Below are 14852 nucleotides of genomic sequence, written 5' to 3'. Positions count from 1 at the left end.
ACGGGACTACGGGACTACGCGCTGAACGGCTCGAAGTCCCAGAACGGCAGGGCGCGGGCCCTGGCCGCCGCCGTGCGCGGGTGGCCGGGCCCCAGGGCGCCGCTGAGGGCGCGCACGGCCTCCAGGTCGAGGGCGTCCGCCGCGTCGGCACGGCCCGCGTGCCGCAGGGCGGCGGCGTGCGCCAGCCGGCACAGCACGGCCAGCGGGTGGGCGGCGCCGAGGGCCTGTTCGGCGCGGGCGGCCGCGTCCTGGGCGGTCCCGACCGCGGCCGGGTCGCCGGTCTCCCCCTGCGCGACGGCGGCGTTCAGGGCGCAGCCGACCGTCCAGGGGTGCCCGGCGCCGACCGCCCGCGCCATCGCCGCCAGCGCCGCCTCGGCCTGCCCGCACGCCTCCGCCCGCTCCCCCGCCACCCGCAGCACCAGCGCGTGGTTGGCGAGCGCGCCCGCGGTGTAGGCGTGCCCGTCGCCCAACTGCCCCCGGTAGCGGGCCAGTACGGTGCCGGCCAGCTCGTGGGCCCGGTCCAGGTCGCCGTGCTCGCGCTCGTAGCAGGAGTACGACGCGGCCACCCGCAGCGTCAGCGGGTCGGTGTCGCCGAGTACCCGCTCGCACCGGTTCATCAGCCGCCCGAGCGTCGCGCACGCCCTCGGCCCGTCGCCGGCCTGGCCCTGGCACTCCGCGAGGTTGTGCTCGGCCCGCAGCGACTGCGGGTTGTCCGGGCCCAGCACCTCCGCGTGCTGGGCGCAGTTGCCCTCCTGGACCCGCAGCGCCTCCTCGAACCGGCCGAGCAGGCGCAGGTCGTGGGCGTAGGAGTCCTCCGACGACAGGGCGCGGGAGTGGCGGGCGCCCAGCCGGGCCCGCTGGGCGTCCAGGGTCCGCGCGTCCAGGGCCAGCGCGTCGCCGTAGCGGCCGAGCAGCCGGAAGGTGACGGCGGTGTTGTTCTGTGCGGTCAACTCCCCCGCCTCGTCGCCGATCCGGGCGTAGCCGGTGCGCACCAGCTCGGCGAAGTCCAGCGCCTCGCGGTACTGCCCGAGGTGGCGCAGGTCGGCGGCGAGACTGCCGGCCGCGCGCAGCACCAGCAGGTCGGCGCCGCCGCGGTCGGCCCGCAGCCGTTCGTACGCGTCCCGGTCCAGGGCCTCGCTCTCGGTGTACTCGCCCAGCGCGCGCAGCAGGTTGGCGCGGTTGTGGGCGAGGTCCCACAGGCGGGCGTCGCCGGGGTCGAGCAGTTGCGGCCAGTGCTCGTTGGCGCGGCTGGCGATGCGCAGACCGGCGCCGTACTCGCCGGACAGGAACAGGTAGCGCAGGCAGCGGATCACGGTGGTCTGGACGACCGGATCGGCGGACTCCAGGGCGCCGGACGCCGCCAGGTGCGGCACGATCTCGGCGTAACGCAGCCACCGGGCGGGCTCGTTGGGGCGGCCGGGGTCGGCGGCGACCAGCGCGTCCCGGACCACCCCGGCGTAGCGGTCGCGGATCTCCGGCGGCATGTCGGCCCGCACCGCCTGGTAGACCAGCCGGTGCATCTGAATGACCTCGGCGGCGCCGGCCGGTTCCTCGCCGTCGGTGTCCGGCGGGTCGGACTGGATCACCGACCACTGGGCGAGCTTGCCGATGGCCGCGTCCCACCGCTCGGGGTCCGTGGTCAGCCAGGCGAGTTCGGGGGCGACGCCGTCGCCGGTCGCGCCGCGGTCCGGCAGGTCACGCAGCAGCCGGACCGGGACCGGCCCCGGCGCGAAGAACACGCACAGCCGCAGCAGGTCGACGGCCTCCGGCGTGTCCTCGCGCAGCCGGTCGAGCACGATCGAGAACGCGCCGAAGTACGTCATCCGGAAGTCCGCGGAGATCTTCAGGCCCGACTCCACGTCCGCGCCGTGCCGGAGCATCCCGATGTACTCGTCGACCGGCATGTTCGAGTCGTCGAGTGCGCCCGCACTCTGGTCCAGCGCCAGCGCCAAGTCACCCAGCGCGTCGGCGAGTTTGTCCGCGTCGGAGACGTCCAGCCGCGGCGCGCGGCGGCGTACGAACGCCACCGACTCGTCCCGGTCGTACACCGGCACCTCGATCAGCGCGCTGTTGTGCTCGCCCCACTCCCGGTTCTGCGAGGTGATCAGCACATGCCCCGGCCCCGTCGGCACCAGGTCGTGGACCTCTTCGGGCTGGTCGGCGCCGTCGAGCACCACCAGCCAGCGGAAGTACGGGTCCCCGCGGCGCAGCGCGTCCCGGACCGCGCGCAGCCGCTCGCCGTACTCCCGCCCGGTGACCAGGCCGAGGACGGGGGCCAGGCCGGCCAACTGCTCGCGCAGGCCGCCGCGTTCACTGGCCCGCACCCACCACACCACGTCGTACTCGCCGGCGAAGCGGTGGACGTACTCGGTGGCGACGTGGGTCTTGCCGACGCCGGACAGGCCGATGAGCGCGCTGACCGCCGCGCCCGGCGGGGCCTCGGTGAGCCGGCGGTGGAGCAGGGCGAGCACGTCCTCGCGCCCGGTGAAGCGGGAGTTGCGGCGCGGCACCCCGCCCCAGACCGCGGGCGGCCGCAGCGGGAAGCGCGGGGCGCCCCAGCCGCCCGAGCCGCCCGAGCCGCCGAGGGTGTCGTCGGGCGACGTGCGCCGCGACGGGACGCCCAGCCGGGCCAGCACCCGCCGCTCCGCCTCGACCTCGTCCACGTCCCGCAGGTCCACGACCCCCAACAGATCTGCCGCCGAAGGCAGTTCGGCGGCGGTGACGCGGACCGCGGCGAAGCGGTCGCTGTGGTCCGGCACCACCGCGCGCAGCGCCGAGTTCCACTCGTCCGGGTCACGCAGGCCCAGCCGGAAGTACCACTCGCTGAACACCACCAGCACCCGGCCCCCGGACAGCAGCAGGTCGCGCAGCCCCTGCTCGACGGCGGCACCGGCGGCGCCGGCGGCGACGTCCCAGCGCTGCATCGACACCTGGACGCCCTGGCGTTCGAGGCGGTGGGCGATCCACACCGCCCAGGGCCGGTCGGTGCCGGCGTAGCTGATGGTGACGCGCGCGTGCGGGGCGCCGTCGGGCTCGGCATCGGGCTCCGGCTCGGGGCCGGGTGCCGACTCGGGTTCGGCGTCCGGTGCGGGGCCGGGTGCCGGCTCGGGCGCGGCGACCACGGGAGGCGGGGTCAGCCCGTACGGCCCTTCGCCGTAAGCCCCTTCGCCGTACGACCCGGCGCCGTAGCCGCCCGCGGCCTCGCCTTCGCCCTCGCCCGCCGCCACCCGCAGCGGGACGCCCTCGGTCGCGCCGTCCGCCGGTCCCGCGCCCGCCGCCACCACCTCGACCGGCAGCCCGGCCGTACGCACCGGCACCCCATGGGCGTTGAAGACCGACAGCCGCAGCAGCGCGGGGCCCGGCTCGGCGCCCGCGGTGACCACGAACCGCGCCGGGCCGTAGGTGCCGCCGAAGCGGTGCAGCACCACGGACGGGTGGCCCAGCGCTTCGCAGACCAGGTGCGGGCTGCCGTCCAGGGCGATCCCGAAGGCGAACTCCTCCTGCTCGTACGGCCATGCGTCGGGGTCGCAGGTGCTGCGCAGGTCGACGGTGACGAGGTAGCCGCGGCCCGCCTCCGCGACGCGGGGCCGGCCGACGACGGGTTCGACGCGCAGCCGCGCGCCCTCGTCGCTCACGGTGCCGCCGATCCCGGTCGGCGGGGCGCGAGTTGGAGGGTGGTCTGCGGGTGGCCGTAGTAGACGTACATGAAGTGGTAGAGCAGCGAGAGCACGCGGCGCTGGGCTTCGACGTCCTGGCCGCCGCCGGCTTCCTGGGTGCGCGGGATCTGGCGGGGCAGATTCCTGACCGCGTCGTCACGGAAGTCGCGGAGCATGTGGGCGATCGGCTGGCCCGGGTTGCGGCGGGCGTGCTCCACCAGGTGCCCGAGCAGGGCCCGCGCCTCGGTCTCCTCGACCTCGCCGCGGGTGGCGATGCACGCCTTGGCGCCCTTGCGCAGGAAGAGTTCGGAGAAGCCACGCAACGCGTCCTCACCGCCGCCCCTGTTGTCCACCAGCCGGCCGGAGTGGCAGACGTTGAGGCACACCAGGGTGCCGCCCGTCCCGCTGCCGCCGCGCAGCGCGCTCATCGCCGGCTCGTCCATCTCGTACCAGGTGAGCATGCCCGCCGTCAGGTCGTCGATGCGCTTGCCGTGGGTGCCGTGGCAGCCCATGTAGACCAGGCCGATCCCGGGGTCCGCGGCGGGTGCGTCAGGTGCGCTGCCTGGTCCGGTGGGCGCGGCGCCGTACTCCCCCGTCGCGCCGTCCGTCCGGTCCGGGGAGCCGGGCGCGGCCGACGGCCCGTTCCCGCGGCGGCGTTCGTCGAGGCGGTCGAGGAACCCGTCGACGTCGGTGTGCGGTTCGTGCTCGAAGGGCGAGAAGACACCGATGTCCTGGCGCATCCGCTCGTCGAAGTAGCCGACCACCCGTCCCGAGCAGTGCGCGGGTTCGTCGAGCAGCGGGCGCTGGAGTTCCCTGATGGTGGTCCAGCGCGCGACCGGTACGGCGGCGCCGAGCGGCAGGTCGGGCCCGGTATCGCCGCCGTCGTTGAGCAGCAGCATCTCCCACGGGATCTCGTACTCGGTGTCGTCCCAGATCACCAGGTGCAACGCGGTTCCGTGCCGGTCCCGTTGCTCGTTGAGCCAGCCGACCAGCGGGCGCTGCCGGTGCGACCAGTGGCGCACCGCGCGGTAGAACTGGCTGGGTACGGCGCCGCCCGCGCGCACCCGGTCCAGGTTGATGTTCGTGGGCGGCAGTTGGGGCGTGCGCGAGAGGTACGGCCGGGTGGGCGGGCCGCCGCAGGCGCCGGTGAGCAGGTAGGCGGGCTCGTCGTCGCCGGATCGCACCCGCTGCACGCGGAGTTGGACCAGCCCGTCCGGCAGCCGTTCGGTGGGGTCGGCGGTGACGCTGCCGAGCACGTCGGGCGCGCCGTCGGGCACGGCGGCCTCCGGTGCCCGCGCCGGGCGGGGCGCGGGCAGCCGTTCCGGCCGGGGGCTGCGCGGGCCGGTGCCCGGGCCCACCACGCGGCCTCCGGTGAGCCATTCGGCGGCCCGCCGCATCCGGTCAGAGGGCGGCATCGGCGTCCCCCCGCGTTCCAGGACCGGCCACCACGCACCCGCCGAGCGCGTCGGCCAGCTCGAACGGCAGCTCGGCGTAAGGCTGCGCGCCGGTGTCCAGCACGACGCAGTGCAGCCGCATCCGCCCCAGCGCGCCCAACTGGCCCGCGGCGGCGAGCGCGTCCTGCACCCCGCGCCGGCCCACCGGCCCGTCGTGCCGGCCGGTGAGGCTGGTGCGCAGCGGTACGTTGCCGCGGCCGTCGCTGGCCACCACCAGCCACGCCTCGGCGAGCGCGGTCGGCTGCTGCTGGAACGCGCGGCGCACCAACTGGGCGGCCAGCAGCAGCCCGTGGGCCAGCGGGGTGGCCCGGCCCGGCGGCCGGTAGAGCGCTTCGGCGAGCCGCGGGTCGAGCACGTTGCGGGCGTGGAAGGTCTGCGCGCGCAGCTCGTCGGCGGCCGACGCGCCGCCGACCTCGACGACGGCGACGGTCGCGCGGGCCGCGTACGCCCACTGCACGTAGGGCGCGAGCGCCTGCGGCCACTCCCACTCGGGCCGGCTGGTGTGGTCCAGCAGCAGCACCAGCATCCGCTCGGGTTCCACGGCGCGGGCGTGGCTGCGCAGGTCGGCGGGGCTGATCACGACGCCGCCGCCGCGGCGGGTGCGGCCGGGCAGCCACTGGTGCTTGGCCGCCTCGATGACGGTGGGCACGAGCGCGAGGTCCCGCAGGTCGGTGGCCCGGCGGATGCCGGTGACCGGTCCGCGGTCGGCCGCCGGGCCCGCGTCGCGCCGCCACGCCGCGCGCAGCGGCGCGAACTCCCGCAGCGGCTCGGCCTCGTCCTCCGGGTAGGGGTCGTTGCCCGGGGGGTCGGGGGCGTGGTCGGCGAGGGGCCCGAGCGGCTCCTCGGGCCCGGGTGCGGGCAGTTCGGCGGTGCGGGTGGCGGTGCCGGGCCCGGAGCTGCGCGGTGGGCGGGCGGGCGCCGCTTCCGCGGGCGGCAGGGGCTCGCTGCGCGGCGACTCGGCGGGCTCCTCGGGGCTGCCGGGCGCGGGACGGTGGGCGCCGCCCGGCGCGAGCCCGATCAGGCGGGCCGCCTCGGCGACGTGCTCCGCGGTGGTGGCCGGGGCGGGGGCCTCGCCGAGTACGGCCAGCGCGCGGGCGATCCGGGCCAGCGCGACGGCTCGCCGCTCCCCCGGGGCCAGGTCGGCCGCGCGGGCGAGGGCGTCCTCGTCGAGCGGCGGTCCGCAGTCCCTGCCGCCGGCCGCGGCGCGCGCCGCGAGCCGCACGAGCGCCTGCCGTACGCCGCTGCCCCGCCAAGCGGCCACCGGGTCCGCGGGCAGCCGCAGGTCGGGCACCGCCAGGCGCAGCGGGAAGCGGTCCAGCAGGTGCGGGGAGACCCGGCCCGCGTCCTCCGTACGGCAGAACGCGAGCCAGCGGGCCCGCGGCCGCCACACCTCGCTCACCCCGTGGCGCTCGACGGCGGCCACGTCCGCCCCCAGCACCGTGACCGCCGCCCGCAGTCCGGGCAGCGGCAACCGGGCCAGGTCCGACACGATCACGACCCGCGGCGGCGCGGCGGGGTCGGCCTCCACCAGGTCGCCGCCGAGCACCTCCAGCGTGATCCGGCCGCCCGCCGGCCGCAGCCTCGTACGCGACCACAGGTCGTCCTCCCGCACCCCGGCGCCCAACCGCACCACCGGCCCTGCGGCCGCGGCCGAACCCTGTTGCCCGGGAAGGCCGTTGCGGATGCCGGCCGGCTCCCCTCGCGGGACCGCGTCCATGGCCGTCGACGCGAACACGCCGGCGACCGGAGCCGCCAGCTCGGGCGGGACGTCGAAGAGGAGGACGCCGGTGAGGTGGGGGTCGGCGGCGGCGCAGGCGAGGACGCGCAGGAGGCGGTCGAAGGCGGGCGAGGTGCCTTGCGGCGTGCGGCCGGCGGGCGTGGCGTCAGGGGGCGTGGTGCCGGACGGCGAGGTGTCGGGCGGGGTCATGCGAGGAGGTCGTCGAGGCGGGCGAGGTCGTCGGGGGTCCAGTCGGCGGAGCCGCCGTGGGTGCTCTCGGGCCGGCGGTGCCGCAGGGCGAGCGGCGCGGTCGCCCGCAGGTCCGCGGCGGTCACCGCGGGGGCACCCTCGGCGGCGGCGTGCGCGCGGGCGGCCTGGAGCATGACCACCTCGCCGCGGTGGCCGACCACTTGGAGCGCGGCGGCGATGTCGGCGCAGCGCCGGACCACGGCGTCGGGCACCTCGACGTCGAAGAGCCGGGCCCGGGCCGCGAGGAGCCGTTCGCGGCGCTCCCGGTCGAGCCGGTGCCCCTCGGCGAGCCAGGCCGAGCCGGGGTCACCGCTCTCCTCGTCGAACCGCAGCACCGCGCGGAGCATGGCGTGCCGCTGGTCCGCGTCGAGCGGCTGCGCGGTGGCCATCAGGCCGAACCGGTCCAGGAGTTGGGGCCGTAGCCCGCCCTCCTCGGGGTTCATCGTGCCGACCAGCCCGAAGTTGACGCTCATCACCTTGTCGATGCCCTCGCGCTGCACGGACAGCACCCCGGTCGAGGAGACGTCGAGGATGATGTTGACGACGTGGTCGTTGAGCAGGTTGACCTCGTCGATGTAGAGCAGGCCGTCGGCGTGGGCGGCCTCCAGCAGTCCGGGCTGCTCCCTCGTCTCGCCGCGCAGCAGCGCGTTCAGCTCCCAGCCGCCGAGTACGCGGTCGTCGGTCGCGTCGATGGTGAGGGTCACCGGCAGCCGGCCGCGGGCCATGAGCGCGAACGCCCGTACCACGGTGGACTTCGCGGTGCCGGGCTGGCCGGAGATCAGCACTCCGCCGATCGCGTCCGCGATGAAGTTCAGCTCCAGCGCCAGCTTCAACTCGTCCTGGCCGACGACGTAGCTGTACGGCAGGATCGCGATCCCCCGCGGCGGCCCGCCGTCTCCCCCGCGCCCCGGGTCCCCTTGCTCGGGTGCGCCCTGCCCCGCGTCGCTCTGTTCCGCGTCGCCCGGTTCCGCCTCGCCCCGCTCCGTCCCGGCCGTCACGACGCGGTGCCGGACTGCCAGCGGAACGTCACCTGTAACTGGGCCTCCGCCGAGCTCTGCACGACGTACGCGCCCAGCGAGGCGTCCAGCTTGATGCCCACCTGCATCTCGACCTCGTCCGGCCGGGTCCCGTCCGGCAGCGCCCGGAAGCGGGTGGCGGCGATCTCCGCGCAGCGGCAGGCGAGCGCGATGCCGTCCTCGTACACGTCGCGGGACAGCTCGGCGACGCGGCGTGCCGGGTTGCCGCGGGTCTCGCCGGAGTACACCCCTTCGGCGGGGCCGACCGGACCCGGCACGGCGGCCGGGCCCGGCTCGACCTGGACGTAGACGGGCGGCGCGCCCGAGGTGGCGGGCGGGCCGCTGACTATGGACATGTTCCTCGTCCCCCATGGCGGTTGTGGCGTGCGCGGGTCACGGCGGGCGTGGCCCGGTCAGGAGCTGAACGGCTCGAAGTCCCAGTACGGACGGCTCCGGGAGCGGGCCGAGATCGTGTGCGGGTGCTGCGGGCCCAGCGTGCGGGAGAGGGCTTCGAGCGCCTCCTCCTCGACCTTGTCGGCCTCCTGGCGCTTGCGCAGGTTGCGCAGGTCGGTGGCGAGCGCGATCCGGCACGACAACGTGAGCGGGTGCTCCTTGCCGAGCCCGGCCGCGGCCTTGTCGGCGGTGATCCGGCTCAGCTCCACGGCGCTCTCCGGGTCGCCGCTGAAGTTCCGGGCCGCCGCGACGTTGAGCGCGCAGCCCAGCGTCCAGGGGTGGTTCTCGCCGACCACGCGGGTCATCGCGACCAGCGCGTCCTCGACCTCGATCTGGGACTGCTGGCGCTCGCCGGCCGCCCGCAGCAGCAGGCCGTGGTTGGCCAGCACGCCCGCGGAGTACGGGTGGCCGTCGCCGAACTGCTGCCGGTACCGGGCCAGTACGAGCTCGCCCTGCTCCCGGGCCCGGTCCAGGTCGCCGTGCTCGCGCTCGAACGTGGACAAGGTGGCCGCCACCCGCACGGTCAGCGGATCGGTGTCGCCGAGCACCCGGTCGCAGCGCTCCAGCAGCCGGGCCAGCAGGTTCGCGGCGCGCGGCCGGTCACCGCCGCGCTGGTAGCACAGCGCGAGGTTGTGCTCGGCGCGCAGCGTCTGCGGGTTGTCGGCGCCGAGCACCGTGCGGTGGATCTCGGCGTTGCGCTCCTGCACCGACGTGGCCTGCTCGTAGCGGCCGAGCAGCCGCAGGTCGTGGGCGTAGGAGTTCTCCGACGACAGCGTCCAGTTGTGGCGGTCGCGCAGCAGCTCGCGCAGCGCCTCCATCGTCACCTGGTCCAGCCGGAAGGCGTCGGAGTAGCGGCCGAGCAGGCGCAGGGTCAGGCCGATGTTGTTCTGGGCGACGAGGGTGCGGGAGTCCTGCCCGCCGACCAGTTCCTGGTAGCCGTCCCGGACCCGCACCGACAGTGCCAGCGCCTCGTCGTAGCGGCCCAGCGCGCGCAGGTCGGCCGCGAGGCCGCCGCCGGCCCGCAGCGCGAGCAGGTCGCCGTCGCCGCGGTCGCGGCTCAACTGCTCGTAGGCACGGCGGTCGATGGCCTCGGTGGTCTCGTAGTCGCCGGTGGCGCGGATCGCGTTGGCCTGGTGGTGGGCGAGGTCCCACAGCCGGGGGTGGCTGGGTTCGAGCAGCCGGGGCCAGGTCTCGGCGGCGGTCGCGGCGATCCGTTGCGCGGTGCGGTACTCGCCGGACAGGTAGAGGTAGCGCAGGCAGTTCAGCACCGTGAGCTGGATGTCCGGGTTGGTGGACTCCAGCGCGTGGGACGCCTCCAGGTGCGGGACGATCTCGGCGTAACGCGGCCACAGCCGGGTGTCGTTGGGGCGGCCGGGGTCGGCGGCGGCGAGCAGCTTGCGGACCACCCGGGAGTACAGGCTCTGCTCGTCCTGGGGCATGTCGGCCCGCACCGCCTGGTAGACCAGCCGGTGCATCTGGATGACCTCGTTGGTGCCGACCGACTCCTCGTTGTCGGTCTCGGGCGGGTCGGACTGGATCACCGACCACTGGGCGAGCTTGCTGACCGCCGAGTTCCACAGCAGCGGGTCGTCCATCAGCCCGGCGAGCTGCTCGGGCACGTCGCGGATCGGCAGGTCGCGCAGCAGCCGGATCGGGATCGGCCCCGGCGCGAAGAACACGCACAGCCGCAGGAAGTCGACGGCTTCGGGCTTGTCCTCGCGCAGCCGGTTGAGGAGTATCGAGAACGCGGTGAAGTACGTCATCTGGAAGTCGGCGGCGACCTTCAGCCCGGACTCCACGTCCGCGCCGTGCCGGAGCATCCCGATGTACTCGTCGACCGGCATGTTCGAGTCGTTGAGGGCGCCCGCGTTCTGGTCCAGCGCCAGCGCCAGGTCGCCCAGCGCGTCGGCGAGTTTGTCCGCGTCGGCGAGGTCGAGCCGGGGAGCGCGGCGGCGTACGAACGCCACCGACTCGTCGCGGTCGTAGACCGGCACCTCGATCAGCGCGCTGTTGTGCTCGCCCCACTCACGGTTCTGCGAGGTGATCAGCACGTGTCCCGGCCCGGTGGGCACCAGGTCGTGGATCTCCTCGGGCTGGTCGGCGCCGTCGAGCACCACCAGCCAGCGGAAGTACGGGTCCCCGCGGCGCAGCGCGTCACGGACCGCGCGCAGCCGCTCGCCGTACTCCCGCCCGGTGACCAGGCCGAGGGCCGGGGCGAGGCCGGCGAGCTTCTCGCGCAGGGTGCCGCGCTCGCTGGCCCGCACCCACCACACCACGTCGTACTCGGAGCCGAAGCGGTAGACGTACTCGGTGGCGATGTGGGTCTTGCCGACGCCGGACAGGCCGTGCAGGGTGGCCACGCCCGCGCCGGGCTCGGCGGAGGTGAGTTCCTGGTGCAGCCCGAACAGCAGTGCCTCGCGGCCGGTGAAGCGGGTGTTGCGGCGGGGCACGCCGCCCCAGACCGCGGGCTGCTCCAGCGGGAAGCGGGGGCCGCCCAGGCCGATGAGGGTGTCGCTGGGCGACGTGCGCGGCGGGGTGATGCCCAGCCGGGTCAGCACCCGGCGTTCGGCCTCGACCGCGCCCAGGCCCCACAGGTCGGCCGCGCTCAGCGCGGCGGCGGCGCTGGGCAGCGCGGCGGCGGTGACGCAGACCGCGGCGAAGCGGTCGCTGTTCTCCGGGACCACCTCGCGCAGCGCCGAGTTCCACTCGTCCGGGTCACGCGGGCCGAGCCGGAAGTACCACTCGCTGAGCACCACCAGCACCCGGCCCTCGGACAGCAGCAGGTCGCGCAGCCCCTGTTCGATGCTGGCCCCCGGAATGACGTCCCAGCGCTGCATCGACACCTGGAGGCCGTGCCGCTCCAGCCGGCTGGCGATCCACGCCGCCCACGCCCGGTTGTACCCCGCGAAGCTGATCGTCACGGGCCCCCGCCCGGCTGCTGATGAAGCGGTGTTCCGCCCTCCGGCCATGCGACCGACTCCCTCGTTGTACGCGCGTAGTCCTCTGACGGTGCGACAGGTGGCTGCGCCAGAAACTACACCGAATGCTCCCCCGTTGACGCGTCGTCATGCCGGTTCGCGCCCGTTCGTGGTCATCTGCGCCCGTCGGCGCCGCCAGATGACCCGGGCCGTCTCGACGTAGGCGGTGGCGCGGGCCAGGTGGCCGTCCGGCGGAGCGTGCTCCTTGAGCCGAGTGTGATGCGCCGCCATCGCGTTGGCCAGAGCCCGGCCCTGCCGGGTGAGCGCCCGCGCGCCGAGGAGCTGCGGCAGCGCGGCGCCGACCTGCTCGCGGCAGCGGCAGTGGTCGGCCCAGGCGGCGTCCCTGCGGGCCGGGTCGATCAGCGCCTTGGCGGCCCGCAGGTGGAAGTCGGCGAGCGCGAGGTGGGCGTACGCGCCCTGGAAGAGCCCGTCGAAGGGCCGCGGGTCGGGCCGCCAGGGCGCGAAGTAGCCGGGGGTGTCGTCCGCGGTGTGCAGCACCGCCAGTTGGGAGACGGCCAGCAGCTTGGCGTGCTGGAGTTCGTGCACCAGCGTCGCGGCCAGCTCCAGGCCGTCGCGCGGGGTGCTGCTGAGCAGTGCCCCGAACGCCTCGCCCCGGGTGGCGCTGCACTGCGCGCCGGGCGCGCCGGCCAGCGGCACGACGCAGTCCAGCAACGCGCCCACCTCGGCCGCCCGGGTGGGGCCGCCCAGCCGCAGCCACGGCCGCGCGTCGCGCCACGCGATCCGCCAAGCGGCGTGCCCGCCGAGGTCGAGCCGGTCCGCGATGTCCAGGCCGTAGGGGTTGGTACGCCGCTCCTCGTCGCGGTACGGGTCCACGTCGTCGATCAGCACGGCGCGGCCGTCGGGGTGCCGCAGCGCCTGGAGCGGGCGCCAACCGGGGGCGGCGGAGCGCCAGATGCCGTCGGCGCCCAGGCGGACCTCGACGGAGCCGGGCAGCGGTCCGGGCGTGTCGGGGCTCTGGCCGGAGGCCCGGGCGGGGCCGGGGCCGGGGCCGGGCGGCAGCGGGACCAGCCAGAGCCGGCGGGGCTCGCCGATGACGCGGATGCGGGGCGCGGGCGTGCCGGGAGCCGGCGAGCCGGCGGCCGGGAGGAGGGCCGGGCGGTGGCCGCCGAGGGTGGGCAGCCGCAGCTCGCCGTCGCGCAGCGGGACGTCGACGGTGAAGCGCAGGCCCGCGCGGGCGGCGGCGGCCGCCGCGAGCCCGGCGAGGTGCGGCAGTTCCTCGACGGCGCGGTGCGCCTGCCCGGGCCGGGTCAACGCGCGTAGGCATCGCTCGGCCCAGGCTCCGGTGTGCGGATACTGCACGACCTGGCGGGTCGCGGCGCTGTCCGCGCGGTCGGCGGCCTCCAGCAGCCGCCAGTCGCGCAGCACGCGGTCGGCGGTGCCGGCCGGCAGGACGCCGGCGGGCGCGTCCATGACCGCCTCCAGCAGGGCGCGCAGGGTCAGCAACCGGCGTGCGTGCTGGTGCGAGACGAGCAGGGCCAGCAGCTGCGGGGTGCTGCCGGTGCTGCCGAGTACGGGCAGCATCTCGTCGGGTAGTGCGCTGTCGGCGGGGGCGGGTGCGGGGGTGGTGGTGCCGGGCGGGTTCACCGGATGGTCTCCCGGGTCATGGGGCGGCCGAATCCGGTGTCGGCCGCCTGGGCGAGTCGGTGGGCGGTGTGGCGGACGAGCCGGGCCAGGTCGGCGCAGTACACCGAAGGGTTGCCGAAGCCGGCGCCGGCCCGGTAGCGGTGGGCGTAGTGGCCGCCGCCGCAGACCGTGACCAGGGCGCAGGCCCGGCAGGCGGCGCCGAGGGCGGCGAGGCCGGCCTGGCGGGCGGCGACGCCGGGGTGGGCGAGGGCGTCGTCGAAGCTGTTGCGGAAGACGTCGAGACCGGTCGCGGCGGCGCCCTCGTAGGCGGACTTGAGCGAGTCGACCTGCTCGATGGCGCCGTCGGTCTCCACCACGACCGCCGTGAACGGCTGGAGGCCGAGCCGCTCGATCGCGGCGGGCACGCCCAGCAGCAGCGCGACGCACTCCTCGAACAGCCGTATCCGGGTGCGGCGTTCGGGCGCGTCCCACCACCGGTCGAAGACGGTGGTCAGCCAACGGCCGTACGGTGCCGGGTCGTCGGCCGGTGCGGGCAGGCCGGGCGGCGGGCTGGTCCAGTTGCCGTGCGGCAGCAGCAGGTCGATCGCGGGCGGGTCGAAGGCCAGCAGCGAGTCGTAGACCTCGACCGGGTCGTGCCGCAGGTCGACCACGCACAGCACCCCGCCGTACGCCTCCGGCGCGTGGGCGGCGAGCAGCCGTAGGCCCGCTGCGGCGGCCGGCCAGGAGGGGCGGCCGGCGTGGTCCACGCGCTCGCGGTTGTGCCCGGGCAGGCCGCCGTCGAGGCTGGCGCCGATCCGCAGTCCGGCGTCGGCGAGGGTACGGACGCGGTCGCGGGTGAGCAGGGTCGCGTTGGTCTGCACGCTGCCGTGCACCGCGCAGCCGGGCGGGAGCGCGGCGCGGATCACGTCGAGGTCGGCGGCGAGGCGTTCGGCCCCGGCGAGCAGCGGTTCGCCGCCGTGGAAGACCACGGAGACGTCGGTGAGGCGGTGCGCGGCGGCGTGTTCGGCGATCCGGGCGGCGGTACGCGCGGTCACCTCGTCCGCGGGGACCCGGGGGCGGTCGCGCCAGGTGTGGTCGGGCCCCGCGTACAGGTAGCAGTAGGTGCAGGCGAGGTTGCACCGGCTGTGCGTCTTGAGGATGAACTGCCGTATCGGCGAAGGCGGTTCGGGTGCGGGTCCGGATACGGGTGCGGGCTCCGACACGGAAACGGGTGCGGGGTCCGACACGGGTGCCGGTGCCGGCGCGGTCATGGGCCCGGGCGCGGCTCCTCGCGCGGCTCCTGGCGCGGTTCCTGGTCGACCCGGGGCGGGGGCGGCGCCGACCGGGCCGGACCGCCGGGGTGCCCCGGCAGTGTGCCGCACGTCATCACCTCCCCCGGGCGTGGGCCACCGAGGGACTTCCCACCGGCCCTCGCGGTTGTTCCCGCCGGGCGCCGGGCAGCAAACACCCGGACGGGTAATTGGCCGTATCCCTTCCGGGGCGCGTCCAAAAGCAGGCCGGCGCGCGGAGGCGCTCACGGGGTGTCGTTGTCGAACCCCCACAGCGCCTCACTGCCCGGCGCGGCCACCCGCTCCCGCAAATCGCTGACCAGCGCGGACAGTACCGGGTGCCGTACCGTGCGCAGCGACTCCAGGTCCATGCCGAGCAGGTCGATTCCGGCCTCGCGAAGCGCCGGGTCGCTGTACGCCTCCGCGCCGCCGTAGGGTCGTTCCTCCATCGCGCGC

General features: G+C 75.9%; 9 protein-coding genes. All 9 read right to left on the bottom strand.

The genetic code is table 11. The annotated features are described in order from the left end of the window. Nucleotides 1–14: 14 nt before the first annotated feature. Nucleotides 15–3635 carry an FxSxx-COOH system tetratricopeptide repeat protein gene (gene fxsT / locus OG370_RS28490; protein ID WP_328469174.1) on the bottom strand — a complete coding sequence of 1207 codons (3621 nt, stop codon included), beginning with the start codon at nucleotides 3633–3635 and terminating at the stop codon, nucleotides 15–17. After that, nucleotides 3632–5071, bottom strand: coding sequence for a CHAT domain-containing protein (locus OG370_RS28485; RefSeq protein WP_328469172.1), 1440 nt, complete (start codon nucleotides 5069–5071; stop codon nucleotides 3632–3634). The genes fxsT (OG370_RS28490) and OG370_RS28485 overlap by 4 nt, the downstream gene beginning before the upstream one ends. Then, a complete protein-coding gene (locus tag OG370_RS28480; RefSeq protein ID WP_328469170.1) occupies nucleotides 5058–7037 on the bottom strand; it encodes a magnesium chelatase in 1980 nt (659 codons plus the stop codon). Before OG370_RS28480 ends, OG370_RS28485 begins: the two co-directional genes overlap by 14 nt. Next, a complete protein-coding gene (locus OG370_RS28475; protein WP_328469168.1) occupies nucleotides 7034–8074 on the bottom strand; it encodes an AAA family ATPase in 1041 nt (346 codons plus the stop codon). The genes OG370_RS28480 and OG370_RS28475 overlap by 4 nt, the downstream gene beginning before the upstream one ends. After that, nucleotides 8071–8448 (bottom strand): CU044_2847 family protein, encoded by a 378-nt coding sequence (locus OG370_RS28470; RefSeq protein WP_328469166.1) that lies wholly within the window; start codon nucleotides 8446–8448, stop codon nucleotides 8071–8073. Before OG370_RS28470 ends, OG370_RS28475 begins: the two co-directional genes overlap by 4 nt. A 57-nt stretch (nucleotides 8449–8505) precedes the next feature. After that, the gene (gene fxsT / locus OG370_RS28465; protein ID WP_328469164.1) at nucleotides 8506–11514 is read right to left on the bottom strand and encodes an FxSxx-COOH system tetratricopeptide repeat protein; all 3009 of its coding nucleotides are present in this window, start codon (nucleotides 11512–11514) and stop codon (nucleotides 8506–8508) included. A 96-nt stretch (nucleotides 11515–11610) separates the two neighbouring features. Next, nucleotides 11611–13128 carry an aKG-HExxH-type peptide beta-hydroxylase gene (locus OG370_RS28460; RefSeq protein ID WP_328469162.1) on the bottom strand — a complete coding sequence of 506 codons (1518 nt, stop codon included), beginning with the start codon at nucleotides 13126–13128 and terminating at the stop codon, nucleotides 11611–11613. Then, the gene (locus OG370_RS28455) at nucleotides 13125–14378 is read right to left on the bottom strand and encodes an FxsB family cyclophane-forming radical SAM/SPASM peptide maturase (RefSeq protein ID WP_328469160.1); all 1254 of its coding nucleotides are present in this window, start codon (nucleotides 14376–14378) and stop codon (nucleotides 13125–13127) included. The genes OG370_RS28460 and OG370_RS28455 overlap by 4 nt, the downstream gene beginning before the upstream one ends. Nucleotides 14379–14641: 263 nt before the next feature. Continuing rightward, nucleotides 14642–14845: an FxSxx-COOH cyclophane-containing RiPP peptide gene (gene fxsA / locus OG370_RS28450; protein ID WP_328469158.1), complete on the bottom strand. Its 204-nt coding sequence runs from the start codon at nucleotides 14843–14845 to the stop codon at nucleotides 14642–14644. Between the last annotated feature and the right edge of the window lie 7 nt (nucleotides 14846–14852).

It is taken from the genome of Streptomyces sp. NBC_00448 (assembly GCF_036014115.1).
Lineage (GTDB): Bacteria > Actinomycetota > Actinomycetes > Streptomycetales > Streptomycetaceae > Actinacidiphila.
This window is presented reverse-complemented; position numbering and strand designations above follow the sequence as displayed.